We start from the raw sequence: 21,311 nt of genomic DNA on the forward strand, positions 1-21,311 counted from the left end.
GCCGCCGTGCTCCTAGCCGTCGATGCCGCCAGCGAGTGCGAACGCCGCGTCGAGTTCTTTGACAGCGGCGTTGGCGCTGAAGTCTGCCAGACGTCGGCGGGTCTGTTCGATCGCGCCCTGAGCTCGTGCGCTCGTGAGCCGTCCGATCAGTGGAAGACAGCCGGCCATGACCGCGCATGCGTGCTCCACGTCGGGGTGGTCGGACTGCAGGTACGACATCGCGAGCGTGGTGTTGGCCAGAACATCGCGTCGCGGCATCGCGTCGGCTGCTGCCTCGTCGAGATGCGCCGCGTCGGCGTGCCGCTGCACATAGCTGGTGCGTCCCAGGGCACGTGAGGCGTACATCGCCTCGACCGTGAGCTGACGAGTCGAGAAGAACGAGATCCACCTCGGTTCATCAGTGTCGCTGCGTCGATCGAGGAAGCGCTCGGCCTGGATGAGATGTCGATCGCTCGCCGTGCGGTCGTTCGCGGAGGCCGAGGCACGGGCGGCGACGGCGTGGCAGCGGGCGAGCGTCGTCGGGGAGTTCCCCATATCGGCTGCTTCGATCGCTGCTTGTGAGGTGGCGACCGCAGATCCTGGATGGTCGACGTGAACCGCTTGCATCGACAGATCCGTCAGGATGTGTGCGGCCAGGACGTAGTTCTCGGCTGCCTTCGCCAGCCGCAGGCCGCAGGTGAAGTAGCGGCGCGCGAGATTCTGTTGGCCCGCGTCGAAGGCCATGAAGCCCGCGACGTCGGCGAGACGAGCGATCTCAGCGAAAAGGAGTCGGCCGACCTGGTCGGTGTACTTGCCGGCTGTCGCCAGCGGGAGGGCGACATTGGATAGGTAGTGCGCGACGGTACTGCGGGCATGACCGCCGCCGAGCCGGTGATCGGCGTCGGCGAATGCCTCGGACATGATGGACAACGTCTGCACGTCGGCGGAACCAACGCGCTGCCCCGTCCGATCGACCTGAGCCGCCTCGTCTGCATGACAGCTGTTTGCCCAGGCGCGCAGAACCTCGAGAACGGATTCGGGTCCTGCCTCAGCGCTGGTGTCGGCCGCGCCTGCGTTCATATCGACGCCGGTCAGCGCGCTGAGTCTGGACAGCACCTCGTCAACGGACGGCAGCCACAAGGAGCCGTGCTGGACAAGCACGTCTTCCTTGGCAGGCAACGCAGGGAGCAGAGAATCGGGGATGCCCAGCTTCTGAGTGATCTCCAGAATCTGGCGCCGGTCCGCGACGCCCCTTCGTCCGTTCTCCAGACGACTGATCACCGATTGATCGAGCTTGAACGCAGCCGCGAGCGTCATCTGTCTTGCCCCGGTGTGCGTGCGATACAGCCGCAGCACCGTACCCACGTCCCACTTCGCCAGCGCCTCGGCGATCTGAGCTGTCGCCCACAGCTCTGGCGCAGCGGCCAGCCGCGCGTCGCGACTACAAGCCCCGCAGCGCGTTCCGCGGTTGTACTGGCTCAGCAGCGCGCGACATCCAGTGCAGCGCCTCACGTCACCACCGGCCACGACTACTCCTTGTAGCCCTTCCAGATACCGTCAGCGTTCTTGCCGGGACCACCATGTCATAAACCCGCATATCCGGGTGCTGAAAACCGCGCGACGCTGACCGTGGCCGAATCAAATGCCTGCGACATCCGACCAGGTCGGAGAGCCAGGTAAGACAGAGGAACGGTGCGTAGTGAATGAGCAGAACACAAGCGCCACCCCGATCTTCCGAGGGACAGAGCGCGAAGTCAGACGCCAGCTACGAGGACTACTCGGTAAGGGAGCGGAGACAAGCGCGGTCGATCTTGCTGTCCAGCACGTCCGTGAGGGCCACCGCCACATCGCCTGTGCAGGTGAACGGTTCGAAGTCCTGGACCAGGAGTGGTCGATCGTCCAGGACGTCTACGGCTGCGAGGACGGGCGGGGCTGCCGGAACATCTCGAAGCGTCAGCGGCGGTGCTTCGAGGCCACAATTCGGGCTCGTATTCAGGCTGAGGAATGAGCCATGCCCCACTACTCGATCAAGCTCCCCGGTACCAGGGAAAACGTGCACGAAGCGCGCGTGTGGACCCAGCATATGTTGGGAGATGCGCTAGGCGCAGAAGACGTGGTGCTCGTGGCATCAGAGCTCGTCACAAACGCCATTCGACATACCGCCAGCGGCCTGCCCGGCGGCACACTCACCCTGCACCTGGCCGTCTTCACCAATCGGTGGCGCATACGGGTCGACGATGCCGGCGGAGCCACTGAGCCCCAGGTCCGAACCGTCGACGACGATGAGGACGAAGCGGGCCGCGGGCTGGCCATGGTCGCCAGCTTGTCGTCGACCTGGGGATTCCTCGGCGACTGCAACGCCCGTGGCGTGTGGGCCGAGATCCCGATCCCTCCTGCCGCCATCACTGACGGCAGCCGATCATCGACAACTCCTTCACCGGTACACGCTGAGCTTGCTCAGGGAAGGCCCCAATGAATCCGACGACAGCCGCGCTCCTCCCTGCAGCAGGGCTCGCCTCGGCCCCTGGGGTTCTCGCTGGACTGACGCATAGCTCTGCCCACCTAGTACGAGTCACGACCGAAGACGCGAGTCACCGTATGCCGGCAATCTCGGCCAGTTCGATCATCTTGCCGAGCGCACTGCCGCGGTCGTCCAATAGACGGCGTCCTCGACTCGCGTCGGGATCGCCTGGAGCGGTGGTCATTGACGATGTGGCGGAACTGAACTTCGCCCGCATCGTCGCTGAACTGAGGGCCGCCCGCCTGGAGGCTGGACTTAGTCAAAATGCCTTGTCAGCCTACCTGCCGGTGCGGGGTAGGGCGATCTCCGAATGGGAGACCGGGGCGGAAGAGCCCACCCTGCAGCATCTGGTTCAGTGGTCTCGCGCGCTGGATCAACGGCTCGTGATTGTGAAACCAGGCGGCCTGTTTTGGCGAGGATCCTCACGCCAGAGGGCTGGCGAGAGCATGGAATCCTTCGAGCAGCGCCGGATGGCTCAGCCGTAGCGGAACCGCCGCATCGCGCTCGGTCTCAGCCAAACCGGGCTTGGCCAGCTCGTTGGCGTGAGCAGAGACTCGATCCAGCGCTGGGAGCTGTGCCGTGTACCACCACGCTCGATTGCGCTCGTCGTCTGGGCCCAGAAACTAGGGTGCTCGGTCGGTATGCGGCCAGTCCGCGAAATCGGACTGGCCTGGCCAAATCGGGCGGTGAACCAGTTGCCGGCCGGGAGGGACTCAGCCGGCCGCGAGGTGCTGTCTGGCGAGCATTAGTGCACCGGCAGTCTCCATACCGTCGATGTCTGACCCGACCCGCTTGAACGCCTCCGCCACCGGGACGGTCAGGACACTCATGTCGAAATAGCGCTCGATCTCGTTGTCCAGGACGGGCTCGTGGTGCTTGATGACGCGCGCGAAGTAGAAGTACGTGTACTTGTTCGTCTCCGACGGCAGGGAGTAGAAGCGACCCAGCGGAAGCAGCTCTTCCCCGTCGGCCAGCCGGTAGCCTGTCTCCTCTTCCAGCTCGCGTAGGGCCGCATCTGCTGGATCCTCTCCGGCCGAGACTGCGCCGGCGGGTAGCTCCAGGCAGTGCGTCTTGAGGTTGTGCCGGTACTGGCGGACGAACACCAACTGGTTGTCCTCTGTGATCGGGACCACCATCACGCTGGCGGGCGTGTCCATGAAGTACCAGTCGATGACCTGGCCGTCGGGCATGCGGAGGTCTTCGCGCACGACCCGCTTGGGCTTGGCGAGCAGGATCTCGGTGTTTACGAGCTCGGCGTCCGCCATGCTGCCGTGCTCGACAGTGCCGGTTGCGGTGTCGTCATTCGCTGTCACTGTGTCCAATCCCTTGCTCGGTTCCAGGCACTGTCGAAATGCCGGGTGTAGCGGTCGAACATGCCTCCGTCGGAGGTGCGGCGCAATTCCAGGGTCGGCGAGCTGCGGCCGGCGAGGTACCGGACGTAGGGGGTGACGATCAGGTGCTCGTCGGCCCACGATGCTTGTGGTTGGCGGGGCGGCGTAGACGCGCAGCTGCATGGCTGCGCCGCAGTCCTGCTGCATAGCGTGAAAGCGGGAGAGCGACGCGGCGACGCGCGTTGCCAGCGCGCCTTCGGGGTTTCCCTCGTCTCGGTCGATGTCAACGATGCCAGAGAAGGCGGGGTCCAGAAGCAGAACCTTGATTTCGCAGCCGTATCCGGCGGCCCTTTTGAGGATGACGGGGACCTCGTTGTCGAGGGCGTAGCGGTATTCGGCCATCCCGTAGAGCCACAGTGTGCGGCGTGCGGCCCTGATGGTGTCGTTCCACCGGTCGCGTGTGATCAGCTCGCGCGCAGAGTAGGCGGTTACCGCATCGGCGTCGTCAGTCTCGGTTCTGCCAGCGGTTTCAGAGCCGTTCCTGGATGTGGACGTTGCCGGGGTTCGCTGTCTGCGGGCTGCGGTCCGGAGTACTTCGACGTCGATCTGGAGCACCTGCGCCAGCGCGGGCAGCCAGTAGCGTGGTGTCACCTCGTCTTCCTGCCACCGCCACACATCGTGGCGTGTCAGGGTGTCGCGATTCATGATGGCCATCATCTGATCCGCGATTTCCTCAAGCGTCAGGCTCAGCAGGTCGCGCTGCTGCTTTATCAGCACACCGACACTCATGTGCCCAGCGTAGCGTGACGGCTACCCGCGAGTCCGGCTTCGTACTGGTCATCGGGCAGATACGGCGCGAATGACTACAGCCATGGCTACACGCTGACCACCGCGATGGCCTCTTCTTCCGATACGGCGTTGAGGCACGCTCAGGGCAACGGACCAGGCCGCCTCGACGAGGTGACGGCCGGCCCGCATTCCAGTGAACGGCGACCCAGAGGAAGTGCGGATGGTGAACGCCGACCAGCACCGCCGGGATCCCGAACCCGACCGGGACGAAGAGCGCGTTTTCCGCCAGGACCGCCGGAAGGTTTACGAGGTCGGACGGAACATCGAATGGCTATGCGACCCGGAATTCACTGCGGAACTCGCCCAGTACGTCGTGAAGGAGAGGCAGTGCACCAGCTGATCGCTGCGCCGTTCCTCGGCGGGCACCTCATCGTCAAACCCGGTGGCAAGCCCGGCCTCCGGCTGCCGTCCACCCTGTTCAACGAACTGGCGCAATCGGACCGATGCCCGCCGGAACTGGTCAGCCCGATTAAGGCAGCGTTCGACATCGATCTGGACCAGCTCCAGCTCCGCGACGCGATCCTGTTGCGGGAGCAGTCAGCCCTGCCCAACGGCGGGTTCGGACGCGCCTCATGGGAGATCAACCTGGGCTGCAACTGGGACTGCGAACACTGCTACCTCGCGCTGAAGAAGTTCGAAGGCCTGCCGTGGGACGGCAAGGCCAAGCTGCTCGAGACGATGCGGGACGCCGGCGTCCTGTTCCTTCAGATCACCGGCGGCGAGCCCACCATCGATCGGGACTTCATCCAGGCCTACGCCCTCGCCGCTCAGCTCGGAATGATGCTGCACATCTCGACCAACGCCTCCCAACTGCACCAGCCGCGTATCCTCGAACTCTTCGACCGGCATCCGCCCTGGCGGATCACAGCGTCCATCTACGGCGCGTCCGAGGACGCCTACGACGCCCTGGTCCGCCGGCGCGGCGGGTGGCGGCTGTTCATGAGGGGAATGGCCGCGGCGGTCGAGGCCGGCCTGCCCCTGCGGCTGAACATCGTCCTCACCAAGTCCAACGCCCACGAGCGCGATGCGATGATCGGCCTGGCCGAGACCTGGGGCATCGAGCACAGCGTCTACGGCAACCTCTCGCCCACGATCTACGGAGGCGCCGAGGTGCTCGACGCGCAGGACGCCGCCACGCTCACCGCCCGTTCGCCGTTCACCGGCTGCAATGCCGGCCACACCTTCTTCCACGTCGACCCACACGGCCGCGCGACCGTCTGCAAAGTCGAGCGCGACGTGAAGATCGACCTCCCGACTGAAGGGCTGCAAGGCCTGGCTCGCCTCGGAGCCATCGCTAACCGTGCGCAGGTACGGACTGGCGGCTGCTCTGGCTGCGCGATCTCCGGGACCTGCACCGTGTGCCGGCCCCTGGCCAAGCTCTACCAGCAAGCCAAAGCTCCTCTGTCCAGCTACTGCCAACACGGAAGGAAGGAAACGGTATGACCGCAGTCATGGTGGCTCTACGCTCCCGCCCCGTCGAAGACGAGGAAGACCAGCAGTTGCCGCGCATCTTCGACGACGTCGACACCGTCGAGGTCATCGGTGACATAGGCGACTTCGGCGAGCACATGATGTGCGCCTGCTCCAGCAGCGACGACCAGCCCTACTAGAGTCCGAGCGGCGGGGCCCATGACGGGCCCCGTTTCTCCCTCGTACGCAAGGAGCCCCGTTCTGTGGCGATGACTCACACCGACTGGTCGGCCCTGCCCCAGGCCCTCCGGGACGCCGTCGAACAGAAGACCGGCCGCGTGGCCTCCGCACGTACCGTGGCTGCCGGGCTCAACTCCGAGATCGCCGCGGTTCTTGAGACGGCCGACGGCCGAGTCTTTCTCAAAGGCGTTCCGATGGAGGCCAAGACTGCCCTCGCTTCCCAGCGTCGCGAAGCGGCGATCAACCCCTTTGTGCGCGCCGTGTCGCCGCAGCTCCTATGGTCCACGGAAACCGACGGCTGGAGCCTGCTGACCTTCGAATACATCGGCGGAGCCCACGCGGACTACACACCCGGCTCGCGACACCTCGATGACTTTGTGAAGGTCGCGAACCGCCTGAGCCGCATCACGGCTCCCGACCTGCCTGAGCTCAGAACCGCAGACCAGCGTTGGAGCCCGTGGACCGGGACCGACGACGCTGGACTGCTGGCGGGGAACTCGCTTCTGCACACGGACTTCGCCGGCCACAACGTCCTCATCGGCGACGAGGGCGGCGCATGGATGATCGACTGGGCATGGGCCACGCGAGGCGGGAGCTTCATCGATCCAGCGTGCCTGGTCGTCCGACTCATCGACGCCGGTCATTCGGCCAAGAACGCTGAGCTCTGGGCGCAGAAGTGCGACGGTTGGGCCGGCGCGGACGACCGCGCTGTCGACGTCTTCGCTGCCGCCTCCGCACGCATGTGGGACGACATCGCGAAGGCCGAGCTGCTGCCGTGGAAGGTGTCCATGGCCCGGTCCGCCCAGGCGTGGGCAGCCTACCGCCGGGGTGCGCCATGACCGAGCCCGCCGCGCAGAAGTACGACCTCCGGCACCATGACATGCGCGACGTAGTGGATCGGGTCGAGCAGATGCTGGATGTCCGGTTGGACTCCGACACTGTGGTGCGAAAACGCCGAACGATCGGGGCAGCGACTAACACCGGCTCGTGGGTCCGGATCGAGCTACGCGGCAGCGAACGAATGACCGGCCCGGTCGCTGGCCAAGGCTGGGGACTCGAAGCGGCCCAGGCTCTCACCGGCGTCGCGCGACCGCAGTGGTTCCGCGGCGCGTCCTGGCGTGGCGAGCCCCTGCGACCGGGCACAGTATGGCGCGTCGACGAAGTCGAACTTATCCTCGGCGGCGACCCGATCCGCACGAAGCCGGCGTGGCTAGAGGAAGCCGACGCTCTGCCGCCGCAGTGGTGGGACGACCTCGGCGCGTCGTTGAAGGCGCTGGCCGCGACCGACACCACTAGGCTCGCCGCCCCTGACTGCCTGCCGGTCACCGCCGTACGCATCGAGGCCGACGTCCGCAAGGTCTTCCCAGAAGTTGCCGACCTGCATCCCGAGAACTGGCAGTGGACGACCGCGCATGCGGACCTGGGGTGGGCCAACGTCACGGGACCACGGCTATGGATCACCGATTGGGAGGACTGGGGACGAGCACCCCGTGGCCTTGATGCGGCGAATCTGTGGGCGAACTCGCTCGGCAGCCCGTCGGTGGCGGACAAGGTGGCGAAGAGATTCCGGCCCGACCTCGAATCCGAGACCGGCAGGATCATGGCCCTGTGGCGATGCGCGCAGATCGTCGCATGGGGGCAGTCCCACGCCTCTGCGTATGTCCGGGCCACAGTTGAGGCAGCACGCATCGTAGAGGAGCTTTGAGTGCTCGCCGTTGGCTTCCCAGGCCGCACGCCCGCTCGATCGATCGCACCGAGACCCGCAGCGTCTTGGCCACGGCCTTGTTGTAGTGACCGGTCTCGAAGAAGCCCATAGCCGACAGCCGGACCTGCTCGGGGAACTCGCGCTGCTCGGCGGTCAGGCCCCCACCCTGCGGATACCTCACACTTACGACGTACTGCAGGGATCAAGACCTGTCAGTACACGACATTACGTATTCGAAGTCAGTAGCGTCGCGAGGATGATGGAGACCATGTCCGTCATGGCGCTTGCGATCGATCCCCCTAAGTGGACCGAGGTCGAGGGGTTTTGGGTTGCCCTCGTTACCGCAGTGGCGACGGCAGCTACCGTCATCGGCGCGGTGTGGATCGCGGTCCATGGCAACACAGTGGCGGACTAGCGCTTGAAGGAAGAGCGGATTCTCGCTGACAGGCGACTCGTCGATCAAGCCGCTGACGCAAGACATCAACTCGAAGAAGAGCGGTCGATCGCCGAGCGGCGGATCATAGAGGAACGCGCCTTCGCGACTGCCGAGCGGCTCCACGAACGCCAGACGGCCGCCGCCGCCGTCCTCCTGGAATACCTCGGCGACCTGGCACCCCTGCTGTGGCAGATACCGAATACCGCCACGGCCATGGGCGCTATGCCAGCAACTCTCAACCTCCGCCCGCTGGAGTCCATCGATCCGGTCAAGAATCTGGTCCGGGGTGCGAAAGTCCAAGCACTGTTGCTTGGCAACCAGGAACTTGCTGCCAGGTACCGAAGGCTCGTTCACCTAGTCCTTACAGCTGCACATAACACTGATAGGCAGTTCGCGCAACGGACCATCGGAGATCTGCGTAACTACTCAAAATTCGTGCGCCTGAGTCTGCAAGCGCTCGTTGATGGCAGACCGCTGCCCGATCCGGGAGTCGACACGTATCCGAACCTTAGGCGCAGCCTTGACAAGACCCTGTGGCACCCGATCAACGTTCCCTTAGGTTGGGACGAAGAGGCCGAACTTGACCCTCACGACGTACAGTTCCGCCCTCAGGGATGGCACGCGCTCTGGGGGTAGGCCGCTGCTCAATCGTGGGTACCAGTCCCGTGGGTAACGACGGTCCTGATGATGCAGCCTCGCAGCGGCTCGTGCGCTTGGCGCTGTCCGCAGCGGACGGAAAGGCCGCCTGCGTGGCGGACGGCCCTTGGTAGGCGGCCAGACTCAAATCCGAGGTTCTTGTTGTATTTACCCTTAGACTCGGTGGCCCAGGACCCCGGCAGAACTGCACCGGATAGAGAGCCTCGTCGTGTCCAGCCCAAATAGCTCTTCTAATTTGCCGCGCGATGATAAATCGATTGTACGATTGACGCGTCATCGCATCATCTATGACGCCGCATTAGCCTTCTATGCTGTACTGACGGCATTTGTTTTAAACAGGCCGCTAGGGGTGCTCGGCAAGAGTCTTGTCACATCGCCCGCTGGGCAAGGGGTGGGCGACTGGACCACGCGACTGTTGACACTGACCTTACTGGTGCAGGCGGCGATTTGGTTTCATGCCCTGTTGGCTTCTGTGGAGAAGAGTGAATTACGCACCCTAGAAAATACGGGCAATTCCTCCAGCGAAGCAAGGCGGTATGCGCAGTCTGTCGTCTTGTTCTGGAGCGGCGTGGTGATGGTCATCATCCTCATGACGCTCGGGAATGCTGTGCCTCGCGGCACTTCAGACTTTCTCTTGACGTCTTTTGCGTACGTGATCTGGAGCCTGCTGTCCTCGGTGTTGGAACGGTGGATGCGGCAGGATTTGGTCCCGTTGCGGAAGTCACTCTCGCGGAAGGAGTCAGCCGGGGAGCGGAACGGCGATATCGGTGCATTCAACATCTTGGAGTCTGTAGCATTACTTCTACTCCTGGCCGGCTTGGCGCTCTGGGCGCAACGCGCTCCAGCGCAGGGCCTAGAGCCGTTCTTCCAAGCACTTATTTGGCTGATGGCGGTGATCATCGCGGTGGTTGTGGAGTACTTCCGGTTCATGTGTTACTACGGCATCTAACCGGCGCAGTCGAACTGCTGGTTAGGTGCCGGCGTGTATGCCGATGCCCCCGTGTGACACTGACGAGAAGCGACATGCCGTCATTTCCTGCGGGCTTCTTAGGATCCTTACTGAGCTTCAAAGGGTGATGTCGGCGCCGTGATTGCGGCCGCCCAGGAACGGAAAAATGTGAGAGCCTCGGTAAGGTTGGCGGGTCCGCACGCGGCGTGAAATGCCTTCCCGGAGGTCCGCGCCCAGACCCAGTCGTCTGTGCTGCGGTTGACCTCCTGGCGGGGGCACTCGTGCTCCTCCAGGTCCGTCTCCTGCAGGTCGATTCGGACTGTCCAGCCCGGGTTGTCGAGTGTTTCGATCTTCACGCCCCACTCGTGCTCCCGTCGCTGTCGCACTGTGCCGCGTACCGACCCTGCAGCCAGTTATACATGCTCCGAGTCGCCCATGACCGGAAATGCTAGGTGAGTTGCGGGTCGGAAGCGGGCCAGGTCTGGTCCTCCCAACCGTGCGCCACAGGACCCCTGGCCAGCTCGATCTCCAGCACCGCGAACTGCTCCTCGGTCAGCCGCGGATGGTTCGGCGGGCCGTTCGAGGCCAGCGCCGCCTCGCCACCTGCAGCCCAAGCCGTCCGCCAGCGCTGCACCGAGCGCACGCACGCTCACCCGCAATGCCTTGGCCACGGCTGCATTGTCCTGTCCGGCCGCGAACCGCTCGGCCGCCTCCCAGCGGATCTGTTCCCGGAACGCCTGGCGCTCCGCCGTCAGCCCGCCCCCCCTGCGGATACCTCATAAGGAAGACATAGCGCCGTAGCAAGCATCCGTCGGCCCTGGTCACGTCCGCGCTGGTGGTGTATGGGGTGGCCAGCGGGTGATCCTGTGTTGTTGTTAGGCGATCAGGGCTGCCGGTTCTGTGTCCGGTTCGGGGCCTTGGCCTGTGCGTTGGATCTTAGCGAGGATTTCCAGGCCCATATAGCGGCGGCCTTCGGCCCATTCATCGTTCTGCTCTGCCAGGACGGCGCCGACCAGGCGGATCAGCGCGTTGCGGTCGGGGAAGATGCCGACGACGTCGGTGCGGCGGCGGATCTCCTTGTTCAGCCGTTCCTGCGGGTTGTTGGACCAGATCTGCCGCCAGATCTCGTGCGGGAAGGCGGTGAAGGCCAGCAGGTCCGTTTTAGTCTCGTCCAGGTGCACGGCGGCTTTCGGGAACTTGGCCTCCAGCGCGGCGATGACCTGCTCGGCTTGGGCGTGGACGGCGTCGGCGTCGGGTTGTTCGAAGACGGTGCGCAGCAGCGTGGCGACCCATGGTTGGGCGGACTTGGGGACCTGGTTCATCAGGTTGCGGGCGTAGTGGGTGCGGCAGCGCTGCCAGGTGGCGCCTGCGATGGCGGCGCCGATCGCCTCCACCAGGCCGCGGTGTGCATCGGAGATGACCAGCTGCACCCCGGCCAGGCCGCGGGCGGTCAGCGAGCGTAGGAACGCCAGCCAGCCGGCGCCGTCCTCGGCAGAGGCCACGTCGATCCCGAGGATCTCGCGGGTGCCGTCGCTGTTGACGCCGACCGCGACCAGCGCGTGCACGTTCACCACCCGGCCGTTCTCCCGCACCTTCTGCGTCAGGGCGTCGATCCACAACACCGGATACGGCCCTGCGTCTAGCGGCCGGCCGCGGAACGCGGCGACCTGCTCGTCCAGGTGCTTGGCCATCGCCGACACCTGCGACTTGGACAGCTGCGTCACCCCCAGCTCGGCGGCCAGCCGCTCCACCCGGCGCGTGGAGACCCCCAGCAGGTAGGCGGTCGCGACCACGGACATCAACGCCTGCTCGGCACGGCGCCGCCGTTCCAGCAGCCAGTCCGGGAAATACGAGCCCGTCCGCAGTTTGGGGATCGCCAGTTCGATACTGCCCACCCGCGTGTCCCACGGCCGGGCCCGGTAGCCGTTGCGGGAGTTGATGCGATCAGCACTAACCTGCCCGTACTCGGCGCCGCAGGCCGCGTCGGCCTCGGCCGACATCAACGCCTCAGCAAACGACTTCACCATCGCCCGCAACACGTCCGGCTCGGCCGCAGCAAGATGCCGCTCGAAGTCATCACCGGCGGGCACACTGGTCAAAGCGGTCATCGGGTCCTCTTCCTTCAAGATCATCAATCCATCTCGAAGGATCACCCGATGACCGCCTCACCTACCGGCGATACGCCCAACAGAGCTAACCGATACACCACGTCCCAGGACGTGACCTCGGCCCTCTACGACATCACCCTTTGAAGGTCAGTAATCTCGGTATCCGCAGTCGTCGCCGCAATGGCTTTGATGACAAGCTGGCGTCAGCGGGCCGAGTCCGCACGTCGACCTTCGACCATACTGTTGACATCAACGCCCAATCCTTTACTTCGCGGCTGGGCCGGATCCGACCTAACCAATGCGACGACATTCGGACTTGGCCGCATGCCGAGGTGGGCCAGGTGGTCAGTGAGGATCGCGAGGCGACGTGCTGCAGCGTGGTGGTGGCCTTGTTCAGCGTGGATCTCGATGATCTGCTCGGACAACGCGTAGTTCCACGGCTCGAGTTCGGCTGCGCGTTCCAGGAGGTCGATTGCGCGGTCGGGGTTGGTGGGGCGTAGGAGTGTTGCGGCGTCGGTGTGGGCGTCGATGAGTTTGTGGAAGTAGGCCTCGCGGTGCGGTGCCAGCCAGGCTTCGTCGGTGCCGCGCTTGGGGTCGGTGTGTTCGTGCCCGTGGGCGATCGCGCCGCGGTGCAGCCCGATCGCTTCCAGCAGCCCAGCAGCACGTTCGGCACCCTGGTGGCCGGCGTTGGGTCGGGCGGTGTCGAGGAGTTGGTCGAAGCGCCAGGCATCGACGGTGATCAGGTCCGGGCTGAGGGCCAGGAGTCTGGCGGGCCGGGCTTCGTGGATGTGATCGGCTTTGGTGCCGCACGCCTCGGCGAGGGCGGTGCGGACGTGCGACAGGGTCGCCTTGAAGCGCTTGGCGCGGGCCTCGGGGTCGAGGTTGAGTTCGGGCCAGAGGTCGGCGGCCAGGGTGGTGCGGGTGATGCCGCGTGGGTTGAGGGCGAGTTGGATCAGGATCGCGGCGGTCAGCGGCCGGAAGAGCGCGGTGGCGTCACGGTCCGCGGTCTTCACCTGCAGCGGTCCCAGGACGTTGATCGATAGGGCGGCCTCCGGGGCGACTCGCCTGGCACCGGAGGCCTGGGGAGGGATCGGTGGAGCGTCTGTCGTCTGTTCCGAGTGCGGGACGGGGGTGTCGATCGCCTTGGGCGGGGTGGGATCTGATGGATCTGGTGCGGTTGGGTGGCCGGTGTGTGCGGGGACCTCGGGCACAGCGACGAGTTCGGGTTCGGCGGCTGGCGCTGCAGCGAGCATCCGGTTCATGAGCGCGTGGGCTTCGTCCTGGCTGAGCCGGTAGGACTGCGCTTCGTCGAGGATCGCTGCGGCCGCGCCGGTTGCGGTGATCGTGCCGGTCGAGTCGACCTCGGCGACAGTGGCCGCGTCACGGCAGCCGAGCAAGACGGCTTCGACGTCTTCCACAACTGCGGTGCTCAACACCGATGCCGCGCTGGCGGTCGCAACCAGCAGCGGGCGTTGCGCGCTGCGCTCCGTCTCCGACGCCGCGATCGCGGTCAGCGCTTCTGCGAGTGTGTCGTAGACGGCGAGGCGGTCGTTGATGCGGCCGGCGAGCTTGGTGCCGGTGAGGGTGTACAGGTCATCAGTGGTAGTGACGACCTGGTAGACAGCGGAACCGGCGAGAAAGCCCCCGGCAGACAAGGCGGAAGCGAGCAAAGCGCGGGCAGCGTCGTGCGCTCCATCGCCCAGGAGTCCGAGGCCGCCGACGGCTACTTGCTGGAGCGGGATCGGCTGGCCGTGGCGGTTGCCGATGTAGACCGCGATCGGGGCGCGCAAGGGAGCCAGCGTTCGAGGAATCTGCGGGACATCGTCGCCGGGTTCGTCGACGTACGGGTCGGTGCTGCGGCCGTATCCGAGTGTCGCGGCGGCCTGGAGAAGGGCTGCCTCTGGCTCGCCGAGGCGCTCGGTCTCAGGGCGTGGTTCGGCGGGAGCACGCCGGCGGGCGTAGACCCGGGACCGGACAGAGGCGGCGGCCAGAGCGGCGGCCAGGCCCGCGCCGAGGGTGAGGCTGACGTACCCGCCGGTGGGCAGGTGGACCGCGATCGGTCGGCGAGCTACCGCAGGAGATTGTTGTACTTCGGCAGTGGGTGTGGAGGTGGGCGTGGGCGAAGGAAGAGCTGAAGGAGATGGTGCTGCTTGTTTGGCCTGCACGGGCGGCTGCGGGGTGGGGATCTGCGCCTGCGGCAGAGGTCTGCTTGAGGGCGCTGACGCCACCGGGTCGTCGGGTGCCGACGTTTCGGAGGCGTCCACGGCGCCGGCGGGAAGAGCGAGGACCCACCCGGGCCGGATGAGGTCGGGGTCGGTGAGCACGTTGCCGTCGGGCTGCACGCGGTACCGATTGAGCTCGTAGATCTCTCTCCAGCGTTGAGGATCGCCGAAGTGGTGCTCAGCGATGCCCCACAGACTGTCGCCGTTGACAACGACGTGGAGTACGCCGTTCGTCGTCACCGTCGCGACGGTGCCTGGTCTCGCCGACACGGTGCCGCTGTCGCCGGACGCGGCCACGGCGGTGGAGACCGTGCCGCGCGCGGCGATGATGCTGATCGCGATGGTCGCCAACAGGCGCCCCGGGAGGTTCGCGTGGACGGTCGTCGGCAGCGGAGTCCGTGTCCGCAGCGCCCGGATCGTGTCGACGCTGACGCCGGGGAGCTGGACCGCCACCTGGACGGTGAACAAGGCCCAGTAGCCCCATGCCGCGATGTCGAGGATCTGAACGGCAATCTGGTCGGGCTGAACTTTCGCCTGATCGAGCCACATCTTGACCTCGACGTAGCCGGGGACGTGGTCGGGCAACGGCGGCCCGAAGAAGTGCCACAGCCCCCACGGCAGCCCGGCGATCACGGCAGCCAAGAGCGCGAGCAGCGTCAGGGCCCGGATGCCTCGGCTGGCGGCGCGAAGCGTGTTCACGACCGGTCGTCTCCTCTACTCTGTTCCCCTGTTCGCGGCCTATGGCGCGGGCGCGGCGGACTCTGGGCTGGCGGTCGCGTCAGCGGTCATCGCGATCGTGTCGATGCCGACGATCGGCAGGATCCAGGTGTGCTGCCGGACGGTTGCGTGCACCGTCACCGAGTTGGCGGTCGCAGTGACAGTGCCAGTGGCGCCGCTTGAGGCCAGGAAGCGCTCTGCGGCAGCCTTGGCCTGGTTGGGGTTCAGGACGTGGATCTGCCCGTTGTGCAGGGCAGCGATGTCCAGCTGCTGCGCGCCCATACGTCCGGCCTCGGAGGCAGCGTGCAGGGCACGGACCTTCGCATCCAGTGCTGCGCCGAAGTCAAGACTGACGGCGGCGAACAGCATCAGCATGCCGAGCACGATGGTGGTGAACAGGGTCAGCGAGCCGTCGTCCTGGCGCAATTTCCTGGCCCAGCAGGTACCTCGTGTCATCGGCTGCCCGCCTCGCGCCACGCGTCGATGCCGGATGTCATGGTCGAAACGAGACGAACGTGGCCGGGAAGCCCGATCGCGGTGAGCTCGGCCAGGCTCGGACGGCACACCACGGTGACCTTGACCAGGCCACCCGGGCGGAACGCGCCGGTGTCCACTGTGACCTCAGGGCTCGGGCAGGAGCCGCGCTGGGCCTGGACCATCGTCCGCGCTGCGGCCTCCGCGGCGGCCGGCGTGCGGGCCAAGGAAGCGGCGCGGGCCGCCGCGCTGGCGGTGCCGGTGGCCGTGAGGTTGGCCTGCTCGTACCGGCCGAACCCGATCACCAAACTGGTGATGAGCATCAAAGCAGGTGCCATGATCGCGAGCTCCACCGGGGCGCTCCCGCGATCGGGGCCACCACGACCCACGCGGTGTGAGCTCACGGCGCCGCTCCGGCGGTCAGCTGCTCGACTGGCCCGTGCGCAACGGAGGAGGCCGTGAGGTGGACGAACGGAAGCAGCGACACCACGCGACCACTGATCCGCACGGTGGTCAGCGTCGGGGCACGGGTGACCTCGACGGACGGGTGCAGCAGAAACCCCGAGGCCGTAGCCGACAGAATGCGAGTCGCTTCGGCGCGGCCGTCATCCCCGGTGCCGCCGTCGACTCCTGCGGTGACCGCGGTCTCGGCGGCTGCGGCCGCCGTGATGTGCTCAGCGTGGAAGTAGAGCGCCGCCTGGACGATCAACATCAGTAACGCTATATACGCCGGCAGGACAATCGCGTGCTCAACGCTGGCCGACCCTGCGTCCCTGCTGGTCCCCGTGCGATCGGTCATGGTCACTGCGCGGGGTCGCCGCCGGCGTTGCCGTCGAGGTTGATGCTGTGGGCCTTGCTGACCACCTTCAGCGAGATGATGCCGACCACGATAAGCGCCATCAGCGCGAAACCAGCCATCCAGATCACGCCCTCCGGGATGTTGCCCCGGTCTCGATCCGGTGCGGTCAGCTGGCGGTGGAGCCATTCGCGGGCGGCGGTGGTGTGCACGGTGTACGCGGCGGCCAGGTAGTACATAGATGATCAAATCCTTTTCTAGAAGCCGGTCAGTAACCGGTCGAGGGAGGGGAACACCAACACCAGGAGGAAGCCGAGCATCATCACCGACACAGGCATGTGGGTGCGTTCGGTGGCTGAGATGTTCGCCGCTGCACGTTCGGCGTTTCGGCGTCCGCGCAGCGAGGACGATTTCGCGGCCAGGGACTCGGCGATCTTCGCGCCTTGGCCGCCGGCCAGGCTCACAGTCGCGGCCAACTCACTCAGTTCCGGCACGCCCAGCTGCTCGGCCAGGTCCCCGTAACAGGCCCATACCGGACGGCGCGAGGTACGGGCGGCAGCAGTGGCGGCGCGGAAGTACTCGAACGCTACGCCGTCCCCGATTGCAGCAGCCCCTTCGAGCGCTGATTCGACACCGTCGCCGGCGGTCATGGAAGTCGCGGCGAACGACAGCAGCACGTCCAGGGCCTCGCGAGTCTGATCGCGGATGTCTTGAGCCTGGCGGCGTGCTGCTGAGTCGGGAGCCAGGAAGAACAAGCCGGCGAACATTACCGAGACGCCGAGTACGACCTCCGCGGGGACGGCCATGCCAGCGGAAGCCAGAGCGGCCTGGGCAGCGAGCGGCATCAGCAGGCCGATGACCGCGTTGACGACTTTCCGCGTCGCGAATGCCTTCACGTCGATACCTGCGAGCGTGAGGTCCGCGCTCAGCGCACGGCTCGGTAGCCCGAGCCGGCCCAGCCATCGGGCGGCCGGTGCTCCAGCTCGCGATCCATTCGTGGCCGGAGTCGACACGTCGGCTGGCTCGGCGGCGATCCTGCGTTGCGCCTCGGCCAGCGAGGGCGCGAGCGGTCGCAGCCCGGACCAGACCAACATCGAGCTGAATCCGATGCCTGCGCCGCACAGCATCACGGTGATCATGTCGCATCCCTTCTCGCAGCCGTCACACGATCCAGCCGGGTGAGAAATCGGTGCGGCACGACGGGGCGGGTCATGCGGTACAGCCAGGCGAATCCGACTGCGAACAGCCCGCCGGCCACCGCGAGGTCCAACTGTCCGAGCATCGTGCCGAACGGGGCCAGGTACTCGGAATCCGCTGCAAGCAGGGCGCAGAGCATCGAGATGATGACGCCAGTGATGGTGCGGACCGCGGTGCGGGTGCGCGCCCGCTCGGCCATCGTCTTCCGCATCGCCAGGGCTTGCTCGCGAGCGTCGGTGGCGAGCATCCCGAGAACCGGAGCCAGATTCTTCGCCGGACGGGTCGAGGCGTGGATCAGGGTGGCACAGATCCGGTCGGCGATCGGATCTGCGAGTGTGTCGGAAAGTTTGATCAGCGCCGGGGCCAAGCGCACGCCGTGCCGCAGATCGTCAGCCAGAACCCGCAGCGGTCCCGCGATCGCAGCCGGAGGCACGGCAGCAGCCGAGGCGACAGCCTGCTGCAGACCGGAAGCCGCCGCGAGGGTGTCGCGCAGCATCTCGGCGAACCCTGCGCACGCCTCGGCACGCTCGGCCCAGGCCGTTGACTCACGATCCGGCCCAAGGGCGGCCGGCAGGTACCAGATCGCGACCGGGACCATCACCAGGAGCACGGGCCAGCCGGTGAAGGCTGCTGCGAGGACTCCGCCCGCAGCTGCGATCAGCAGCCGTCGCCACCGGTCGGCCAGCGCCCGGAAGTCCAGGGCGGCACGTCGCCGGGCTACCCGCACCTTCGTGGCTGCTGTCTCCGACGGACGCCGAAAAGCTGAACTCAACAGGTAGAGGCTGTATCCGATGCCTGCACCGAGCAAGGCGACCAGCGCCACGTTCACGACTTCGGCTCCCATCCCTCGACATGCAGCCAGGACTCGTCGAACCCGCCGTTCTCCAAAGCTTCGCGGGTTGGATCGGACGGGTAGACGCTGAACCGAGCGCGCCGGTCGGCGTCAGGAGCCCAGATCTCGTTGCTGGTGATCTGTGGTCCGTCGGCGCCCTCCAACTCGCGGATCGAGGAGACCACCCGCACCCCGTCACGGGATTCGGCGAGCAGCACCACGAGGTCCACAGCAGAGGCGACCATAAGGTTCGTGGCCTCTCGCGACATGCGCTCGGGACCCTGCGCCGCGTAGGTCGCCAGCTTGTCGAACACGCCGGCTGACGTGCTGGCGTGGATCGTGGCGAGGCTGCCGTCGATACCCATGCTCATCGCGTTGCACATGGCCACGATCTCGGGCCCGCGGACCTCTCCGACGATCACCCGCTTCGGAGAGCCGCGCAGCGCGCAGCGCATGAGGTAGGTCATGTCGACCGCGCCGACGTCCTCGGTGTTGGCTTCGCGAGTCTGGTAGACGGTGACGTTGCCCCGCCGGCTGGGATCCTTGTCCAGCGCGAGTTCGTAGGTGTCCTCGACGGTGATCACCCGCTGGGTGTACGGGATCTCCGCAGCCAGCGCGCGCAACAGCGTCGTCTTGCCAGCAGCTGGTCCTCCGGCGATCAAGATGTTCAGTCGGCCCCGCACCGCTGCGGCCAGGAACTCCTTCAGCCCGGCATCGACGGTCCCGAGCAGGTACAAGTCGTCCAGCGTCACCTGCTTGTACCGATGGCGGCGGACGGACAGAGTCGGGACCGTGCAGATCCCGTGCCCGCCGGCGAAGAGCCGTGAGCCGTCACGTAGCTGCAGGTTCACCGACGGGGCGGACACATCGAAGCGCCGCGGGTCGGTGCCGCGACTGGACGCGAGGTCTTGAACCAGCGCGACCATGTCCTCGTCCGACGCCGCGATCGGGCGGTCGCCGGGCTCGCAGCGGCCGTCAGCGAATGTCAGCCACACATTGGCGTGGCCGTTGACGTCGATCCCTTCCACGGTCTCGTCCCGCAGGTAGTGGTCGAGACCACCGTGCCCGAACAGCCGGTCCCGCACCCACTGGGCGACGCGCCCTTCGGCGGCGGGCCCCAGCATTGCCTCGGCTCGGGACAGCGCCTCGCCCGCGACCGCTGCGAGTTCCTTGTCGATCAGTTCCTCGGCCAGTTCGCGTCGCCGTGCCTCGTCGACTTGCGTGCCGGTCGCGTGCTCCTCGTCCTGACACAGGTCGGAGAGCCGCAATCCGACGACATCAGCGATCCGGGTGCCGAGGCGGGCTTCGGCGAGGTAGTCAACGCTCGTCACAACGTCAGCTCCCCGGCGGCATTCGCGCCTTCGACATCGTGCGAGGCCGGTCGCGGGATGGGGATTTCGCGTGCGACGCGGGCCATGACTGCTCGGCCGGCCAGAGCTGCCGCCGTCCGGAACGAGTAACGGCGAGTCAGGCGATCCCACGCTGCCGCAGCACCCGTCGGGATCAGCGGCAGTTGTCCTAGAACCGGCAGCCGCAGCAACTCGGCGACGTGCTCGGCCGGATATCCAGGCCCGACAAGCAGTAGCCCGATGTTCGGATGCAGCCGACGCGCCAGTTCGCTCACGGCAGCCAGCGAAAGGATCTGATCCGGAAGGGGACGGGCTACCAGCACCAGAGCATCAGCCAGAAGCAGCAGCGACGTTGTCTCCGACGCGCTCGAATCGATTCGACCGACATCGGCGATCAGCGCCGTGCTCGGGTCGTTGGCGGCTTGCTCGAACATTCCGGCCGGTACGAGCAGCGCGTTCAGCGCCGCGCGGAGCTGGCGCCCGTCTTCGGGACCGGTCAGTACTCTGACGCCGTTCGGGACTGTTGCGGCGTACTGATCCAACAGGTCCAGGTCCCCACCGCGGCGGGCCTGCCCTGCGATGGCGGTCATCCTTCTCGGACCGGACATCAGGAATCTGGTCACGAGCGTCCCGCCGCGCGGATCGCACTCGGCAACGTACGCCTTCGCGTCCGTCGGCCAGGCCTCGGCGAGCGCGAGGGCAGTTGTCGTTGCACCTGGCGAACCCCGCCAGGAACCGACAGCGATCAGCATCAGGAGTCTCCCGCTGGCAGCAGCGTCACCGCGACCCCGGACATCGACGTCGAAGCGGCTGCTACCTTGGCTGCGCCGTCAGAGTCCATCAGCAGGTTCGCGACCGTCGCGCCTTGAGTGTCCGGTCTTCCGATCGCCGTCACGGTTGCGACCAACGGCTGCGGAGGAGCCGCCTGCGTGGCAGGTGCCGGGCCCGCCAACGCCGGCTGCTGCGGGGGCAAGACCACCTGCACCTTGTCTCCCGCGACCAAGCGCAGTGGGTACATCCCGGCCTTCAGGGCGACGGCTGCCACCGCTTGCCCGGCAGGCGGAAACACCGCCGGTCCAACGTCTGCGTCGCCCAGCAGCGCTCCAGCGGCGAGCGGCAATGCGGCTGGACGGCCGATGACGCTCGACGCCTGCGCTGTAGGAATGACGTCGACACCGCGGGCAAGGGTGACTGGTGCCGTACCGAGATCGGCAACGGTGATCACCTGGCCGACTGCCACCGGTTTCATCACCACCAGCACGGCAGTGCGCGGGTCCAGGACATGCGAGGCGACGACCGCGCCGATCGAGCAGACCACGACACCCAGTCCGCCGAACACTGCCCGCGGCACGTTCACCCGCCGCGCCGACAGTAACGTGCTTGCCGAGGACGCTGTGGCCGGCCGCAGCGCGGCGCCGGACTGCCCGGGAACCGTCGCGGACGGCTTCGTGTCCTTCGAAGCCGTAGTGCTCAACTCCGTACTCCCGTCACAAGTGCCTGCACTTCCACTACTCGTACCTGCGCGGTTGCCGATGTGGT

26 protein-coding genes are annotated in these 21,311 nt (G+C 66.4%); 11 read left to right on the forward strand and 15 right to left on the reverse strand.

Annotation, left to right across the window (positions count from 1 at the left end; genetic code table 11):
• Positions 1-12 precede the first annotated feature (12 nt).
• A complete protein-coding gene (locus ABH935_RS26615; protein ID WP_370380658.1) occupies positions 13-1,506 on the reverse strand; it encodes a helix-turn-helix domain-containing protein in 1,494 nt (497 codons plus the stop codon).
• A 484-nt stretch (positions 1,507-1,990) separates the two neighbouring features.
• Between ABH935_RS26615 and ABH935_RS26620 the strand changes: the two genes are divergently transcribed.
• From ABH935_RS26620 to ABH935_RS26630, 3 genes are all read left to right on the forward strand, one after another.
• On the forward strand, positions 1,991-2,455 hold the full coding sequence (locus ABH935_RS26620; RefSeq protein ID WP_370380659.1) for an ATP-binding protein: 465 nt from the start codon (positions 1,991-1,993) through the stop codon (positions 2,453-2,455).
• A gap of 221 nt (positions 2,456-2,676) precedes the next feature.
• Positions 2,677-2,985, forward strand: coding sequence for a helix-turn-helix domain-containing protein (locus tag ABH935_RS26625; RefSeq protein ID WP_370380660.1), 309 nt, complete (start codon positions 2,677-2,679; stop codon positions 2,983-2,985).
• A gap of 12 nt (positions 2,986-2,997) precedes the next feature.
• Positions 2,998-3,249, forward strand: a complete 252-nt coding sequence (locus ABH935_RS26630; protein WP_370380743.1) for a helix-turn-helix domain-containing protein — start codon at positions 2,998-3,000, stop codon at positions 3,247-3,249.
• On the opposite strand, the gene ABH935_RS26635 is transcribed toward ABH935_RS26630, so the two are convergent.
• Positions 3,214-4,620: an NUDIX domain-containing protein gene (locus ABH935_RS26635; protein ID WP_370380661.1), complete on the reverse strand. Its 1,407-nt coding sequence runs from the start codon at positions 4,618-4,620 to the stop codon at positions 3,214-3,216. The genes ABH935_RS26630 and ABH935_RS26635 overlap by 36 nt on opposite strands.
• A gap of 220 nt (positions 4,621-4,840) precedes the next feature.
• On the opposite strand from ABH935_RS26635, the gene ABH935_RS26640 reads away from it, so the two are divergent.
• From ABH935_RS26640 to ABH935_RS26675, 8 genes are all read left to right on the forward strand, one after another.
• Positions 4,841-5,020: a hypothetical protein gene (locus ABH935_RS26640; RefSeq protein WP_370380662.1), complete on the forward strand. Its 180-nt coding sequence runs from the start codon at positions 4,841-4,843 to the stop codon at positions 5,018-5,020.
• Positions 5,008-6,123, forward strand: coding sequence for a radical SAM protein (locus ABH935_RS26645; RefSeq protein WP_370380663.1), 1,116 nt, complete (start codon positions 5,008-5,010; stop codon positions 6,121-6,123). Before ABH935_RS26640 ends, ABH935_RS26645 begins: the two co-directional genes overlap by 13 nt.
• The gene (locus ABH935_RS26650) at positions 6,120-6,290 is read left to right on the forward strand and encodes a hypothetical protein (protein ID WP_370380664.1); all 171 of its coding nucleotides are present in this window, start codon (positions 6,120-6,122) and stop codon (positions 6,288-6,290) included. The genes ABH935_RS26645 and ABH935_RS26650 overlap by 4 nt, the downstream gene beginning before the upstream one ends.
• Before the next feature lie 63 nt (positions 6,291-6,353).
• Positions 6,354-7,169 (forward strand): aminoglycoside phosphotransferase, encoded by an 816-nt coding sequence (locus tag ABH935_RS26655; protein ID WP_370380665.1) that lies wholly within the window; start codon positions 6,354-6,356, stop codon positions 7,167-7,169.
• Positions 7,166-8,035, forward strand: coding sequence for a hypothetical protein (locus tag ABH935_RS26660; protein ID WP_370380666.1), 870 nt, complete (start codon positions 7,166-7,168; stop codon positions 8,033-8,035). Before ABH935_RS26655 ends, ABH935_RS26660 begins: the two co-directional genes overlap by 4 nt.
• A gap of 256 nt (positions 8,036-8,291) precedes the next feature.
• A complete protein-coding gene (locus ABH935_RS26665; protein WP_370380667.1) occupies positions 8,292-8,450 on the forward strand; it encodes a hypothetical protein in 159 nt (52 codons plus the stop codon).
• A 3-nt stretch (positions 8,451-8,453) separates the two neighbouring features.
• Positions 8,454-9,107 (forward strand): hypothetical protein, encoded by a 654-nt coding sequence (locus ABH935_RS26670; RefSeq protein WP_370380668.1) that lies wholly within the window; start codon positions 8,454-8,456, stop codon positions 9,105-9,107.
• 229 nt (positions 9,108-9,336) lie between these two features.
• A complete protein-coding gene (locus ABH935_RS26675) occupies positions 9,337-10,077 on the forward strand; it encodes a hypothetical protein (protein WP_370380669.1) in 741 nt (246 codons plus the stop codon).
• 107 nt (positions 10,078-10,184) lie between these two features.
• Here the strand turns inward: ABH935_RS26675 and ABH935_RS26680 are convergent, their stop codons facing one another.
• From ABH935_RS26680 to ABH935_RS26740, 13 genes are all read right to left on the reverse strand, one after another.
• A complete protein-coding gene (locus ABH935_RS26680) occupies positions 10,185-10,463 on the reverse strand; it encodes an Imm53 family immunity protein (RefSeq protein WP_370380670.1) in 279 nt (92 codons plus the stop codon).
• A 62-nt stretch (positions 10,464-10,525) separates the two neighbouring features.
• On the reverse strand, positions 10,526-10,720 hold the full coding sequence (locus ABH935_RS26685; protein ID WP_370380671.1) for a helix-turn-helix domain-containing protein: 195 nt from the start codon (positions 10,718-10,720) through the stop codon (positions 10,526-10,528).
• A gap of 232 nt (positions 10,721-10,952) precedes the next feature.
• Positions 10,953-12,185, reverse strand: a complete 1,233-nt coding sequence (locus ABH935_RS26690; protein WP_370380672.1) for an IS256 family transposase — start codon at positions 12,183-12,185, stop codon at positions 10,953-10,955.
• Between the two features lie 203 nt (positions 12,186-12,388).
• Entirely contained in the window at positions 12,389-15,106 is a 2,718-nt protein-coding gene (locus ABH935_RS26695; RefSeq protein ID WP_370380673.1) for a hypothetical protein, read from the reverse strand.
• A 39-nt stretch (positions 15,107-15,145) separates the two neighbouring features.
• Positions 15,146-15,580 (reverse strand): hypothetical protein, encoded by a 435-nt coding sequence (locus ABH935_RS26700; RefSeq protein ID WP_370380674.1) that lies wholly within the window; start codon positions 15,578-15,580, stop codon positions 15,146-15,148.
• Positions 15,577-16,002: a TadE family protein gene (locus ABH935_RS26705; RefSeq protein ID WP_370380675.1), complete on the reverse strand. Its 426-nt coding sequence runs from the start codon at positions 16,000-16,002 to the stop codon at positions 15,577-15,579. The genes ABH935_RS26700 and ABH935_RS26705 overlap by 4 nt, the downstream gene beginning before the upstream one ends.
• On the reverse strand, positions 15,999-16,397 hold the full coding sequence (locus ABH935_RS26710; RefSeq protein ID WP_370380676.1) for a TadE/TadG family type IV pilus assembly protein: 399 nt from the start codon (positions 16,395-16,397) through the stop codon (positions 15,999-16,001). The genes ABH935_RS26705 and ABH935_RS26710 overlap by 4 nt, the downstream gene beginning before the upstream one ends.
• 2 nt (positions 16,398-16,399) lie before the next feature.
• The gene (locus ABH935_RS26715; protein ID WP_370380677.1) at positions 16,400-16,633 is read right to left on the reverse strand and encodes a hypothetical protein; all 234 of its coding nucleotides are present in this window, start codon (positions 16,631-16,633) and stop codon (positions 16,400-16,402) included.
• 18 nt (positions 16,634-16,651) lie between these two features.
• The gene (locus tag ABH935_RS26720) at positions 16,652-17,533 is read right to left on the reverse strand and encodes a type II secretion system F family protein (protein WP_370380678.1); all 882 of its coding nucleotides are present in this window, start codon (positions 17,531-17,533) and stop codon (positions 16,652-16,654) included.
• The gene (locus tag ABH935_RS26725) at positions 17,530-18,435 is read right to left on the reverse strand and encodes a type II secretion system F family protein (RefSeq protein ID WP_370380679.1); all 906 of its coding nucleotides are present in this window, start codon (positions 18,433-18,435) and stop codon (positions 17,530-17,532) included. The genes ABH935_RS26720 and ABH935_RS26725 overlap by 4 nt, the downstream gene beginning before the upstream one ends.
• Positions 18,417-19,754 carry a CpaF family protein gene (locus ABH935_RS26730; RefSeq protein ID WP_370380680.1) on the reverse strand — a complete coding sequence of 446 codons (1,338 nt, stop codon included), beginning with the start codon at positions 19,752-19,754 and terminating at the stop codon, positions 18,417-18,419. The genes ABH935_RS26725 and ABH935_RS26730 overlap by 19 nt, the downstream gene beginning before the upstream one ends.
• Positions 19,751-20,524 (reverse strand): hypothetical protein, encoded by a 774-nt coding sequence (locus ABH935_RS26735; RefSeq protein ID WP_370380681.1) that lies wholly within the window; start codon positions 20,522-20,524, stop codon positions 19,751-19,753. The genes ABH935_RS26730 and ABH935_RS26735 overlap by 4 nt, the downstream gene beginning before the upstream one ends.
• The gene (locus ABH935_RS26740; protein WP_370380682.1) at positions 20,524-21,129 is read right to left on the reverse strand and encodes a hypothetical protein; all 606 of its coding nucleotides are present in this window, start codon (positions 21,127-21,129) and stop codon (positions 20,524-20,526) included. The genes ABH935_RS26735 and ABH935_RS26740 overlap by 1 nt, the downstream gene beginning before the upstream one ends.
• Positions 21,130-21,311: the final 182 nt, after the last annotated feature.

The sequence above is a fragment of the Catenulispora sp. GAS73 genome, from assembly GCF_041262085.1.
Classification (GTDB): Bacteria; Actinomycetota; Actinomycetes; order Streptomycetales; family Catenulisporaceae; genus Catenulispora.

What these genes read in the sequence shown, in the direction of transcription:
- ABH935_RS26710 (WP_370380676.1), bottom strand. Translation starts at nt 16,397, where the DNA reads ATGACCGATCGCACGGGGACCAGCAGGGACGCAGGGTCGGCCAGCGTT.
- ABH935_RS26660 (WP_370380666.1), top strand. Translation starts at nt 7,166, where the DNA reads ATGACCGAGCCCGCCGCGCAGAAGTACGACCTCCGGCACCATGACATG.
- ABH935_RS26720 (WP_370380678.1), bottom strand. Translation starts at nt 17,533, where the DNA reads ATGATCACCGTGATGCTGTGCGGCGCAGGCATCGGATTCAGCTCGATG.
- ABH935_RS26620 (WP_370380659.1), top strand. Translation starts at nt 1,991, where the DNA reads ATGCCCCACTACTCGATCAAGCTCCCCGGTACCAGGGAAAACGTGCAC.
- ABH935_RS26700 (WP_370380674.1), bottom strand. Translation starts at nt 15,580, where the DNA reads ATGACACGAGGTACCTGCTGGGCCAGGAAATTGCGCCAGGACGACGGC.
- ABH935_RS26690 (WP_370380672.1), bottom strand. Translation starts at nt 12,185, where the DNA reads ATGACCGCTTTGACCAGTGTGCCCGCCGGTGATGACTTCGAGCGGCAT.
- ABH935_RS26640 (WP_370380662.1), top strand. Translation starts at nt 4,841, where the DNA reads ATGGTGAACGCCGACCAGCACCGCCGGGATCCCGAACCCGACCGGGAC.
- ABH935_RS26665 (WP_370380667.1), top strand. Translation starts at nt 8,292, where the DNA reads ATGATGGAGACCATGTCCGTCATGGCGCTTGCGATCGATCCCCCTAAG.
- ABH935_RS26735 (WP_370380681.1), bottom strand. Translation starts at nt 20,524, where the DNA reads ATGCTGATCGCTGTCGGTTCCTGGCGGGGTTCGCCAGGTGCAACGACA.
- ABH935_RS26725 (WP_370380679.1), bottom strand. Translation starts at nt 18,435, where the DNA reads ATGGGAGCCGAAGTCGTGAACGTGGCGCTGGTCGCCTTGCTCGGTGCA.
- ABH935_RS26650 (WP_370380664.1), top strand. Translation starts at nt 6,120, where the DNA reads ATGACCGCAGTCATGGTGGCTCTACGCTCCCGCCCCGTCGAAGACGAG.
- ABH935_RS26635 (WP_370380661.1), bottom strand. Translation starts at nt 4,620, where the DNA reads ATGAGTGTCGGTGTGCTGATAAAGCAGCAGCGCGACCTGCTGAGCCTG.
- ABH935_RS26715 (WP_370380677.1), bottom strand. Translation starts at nt 16,633, where the DNA reads ATGTACTACCTGGCCGCCGCGTACACCGTGCACACCACCGCCGCCCGC.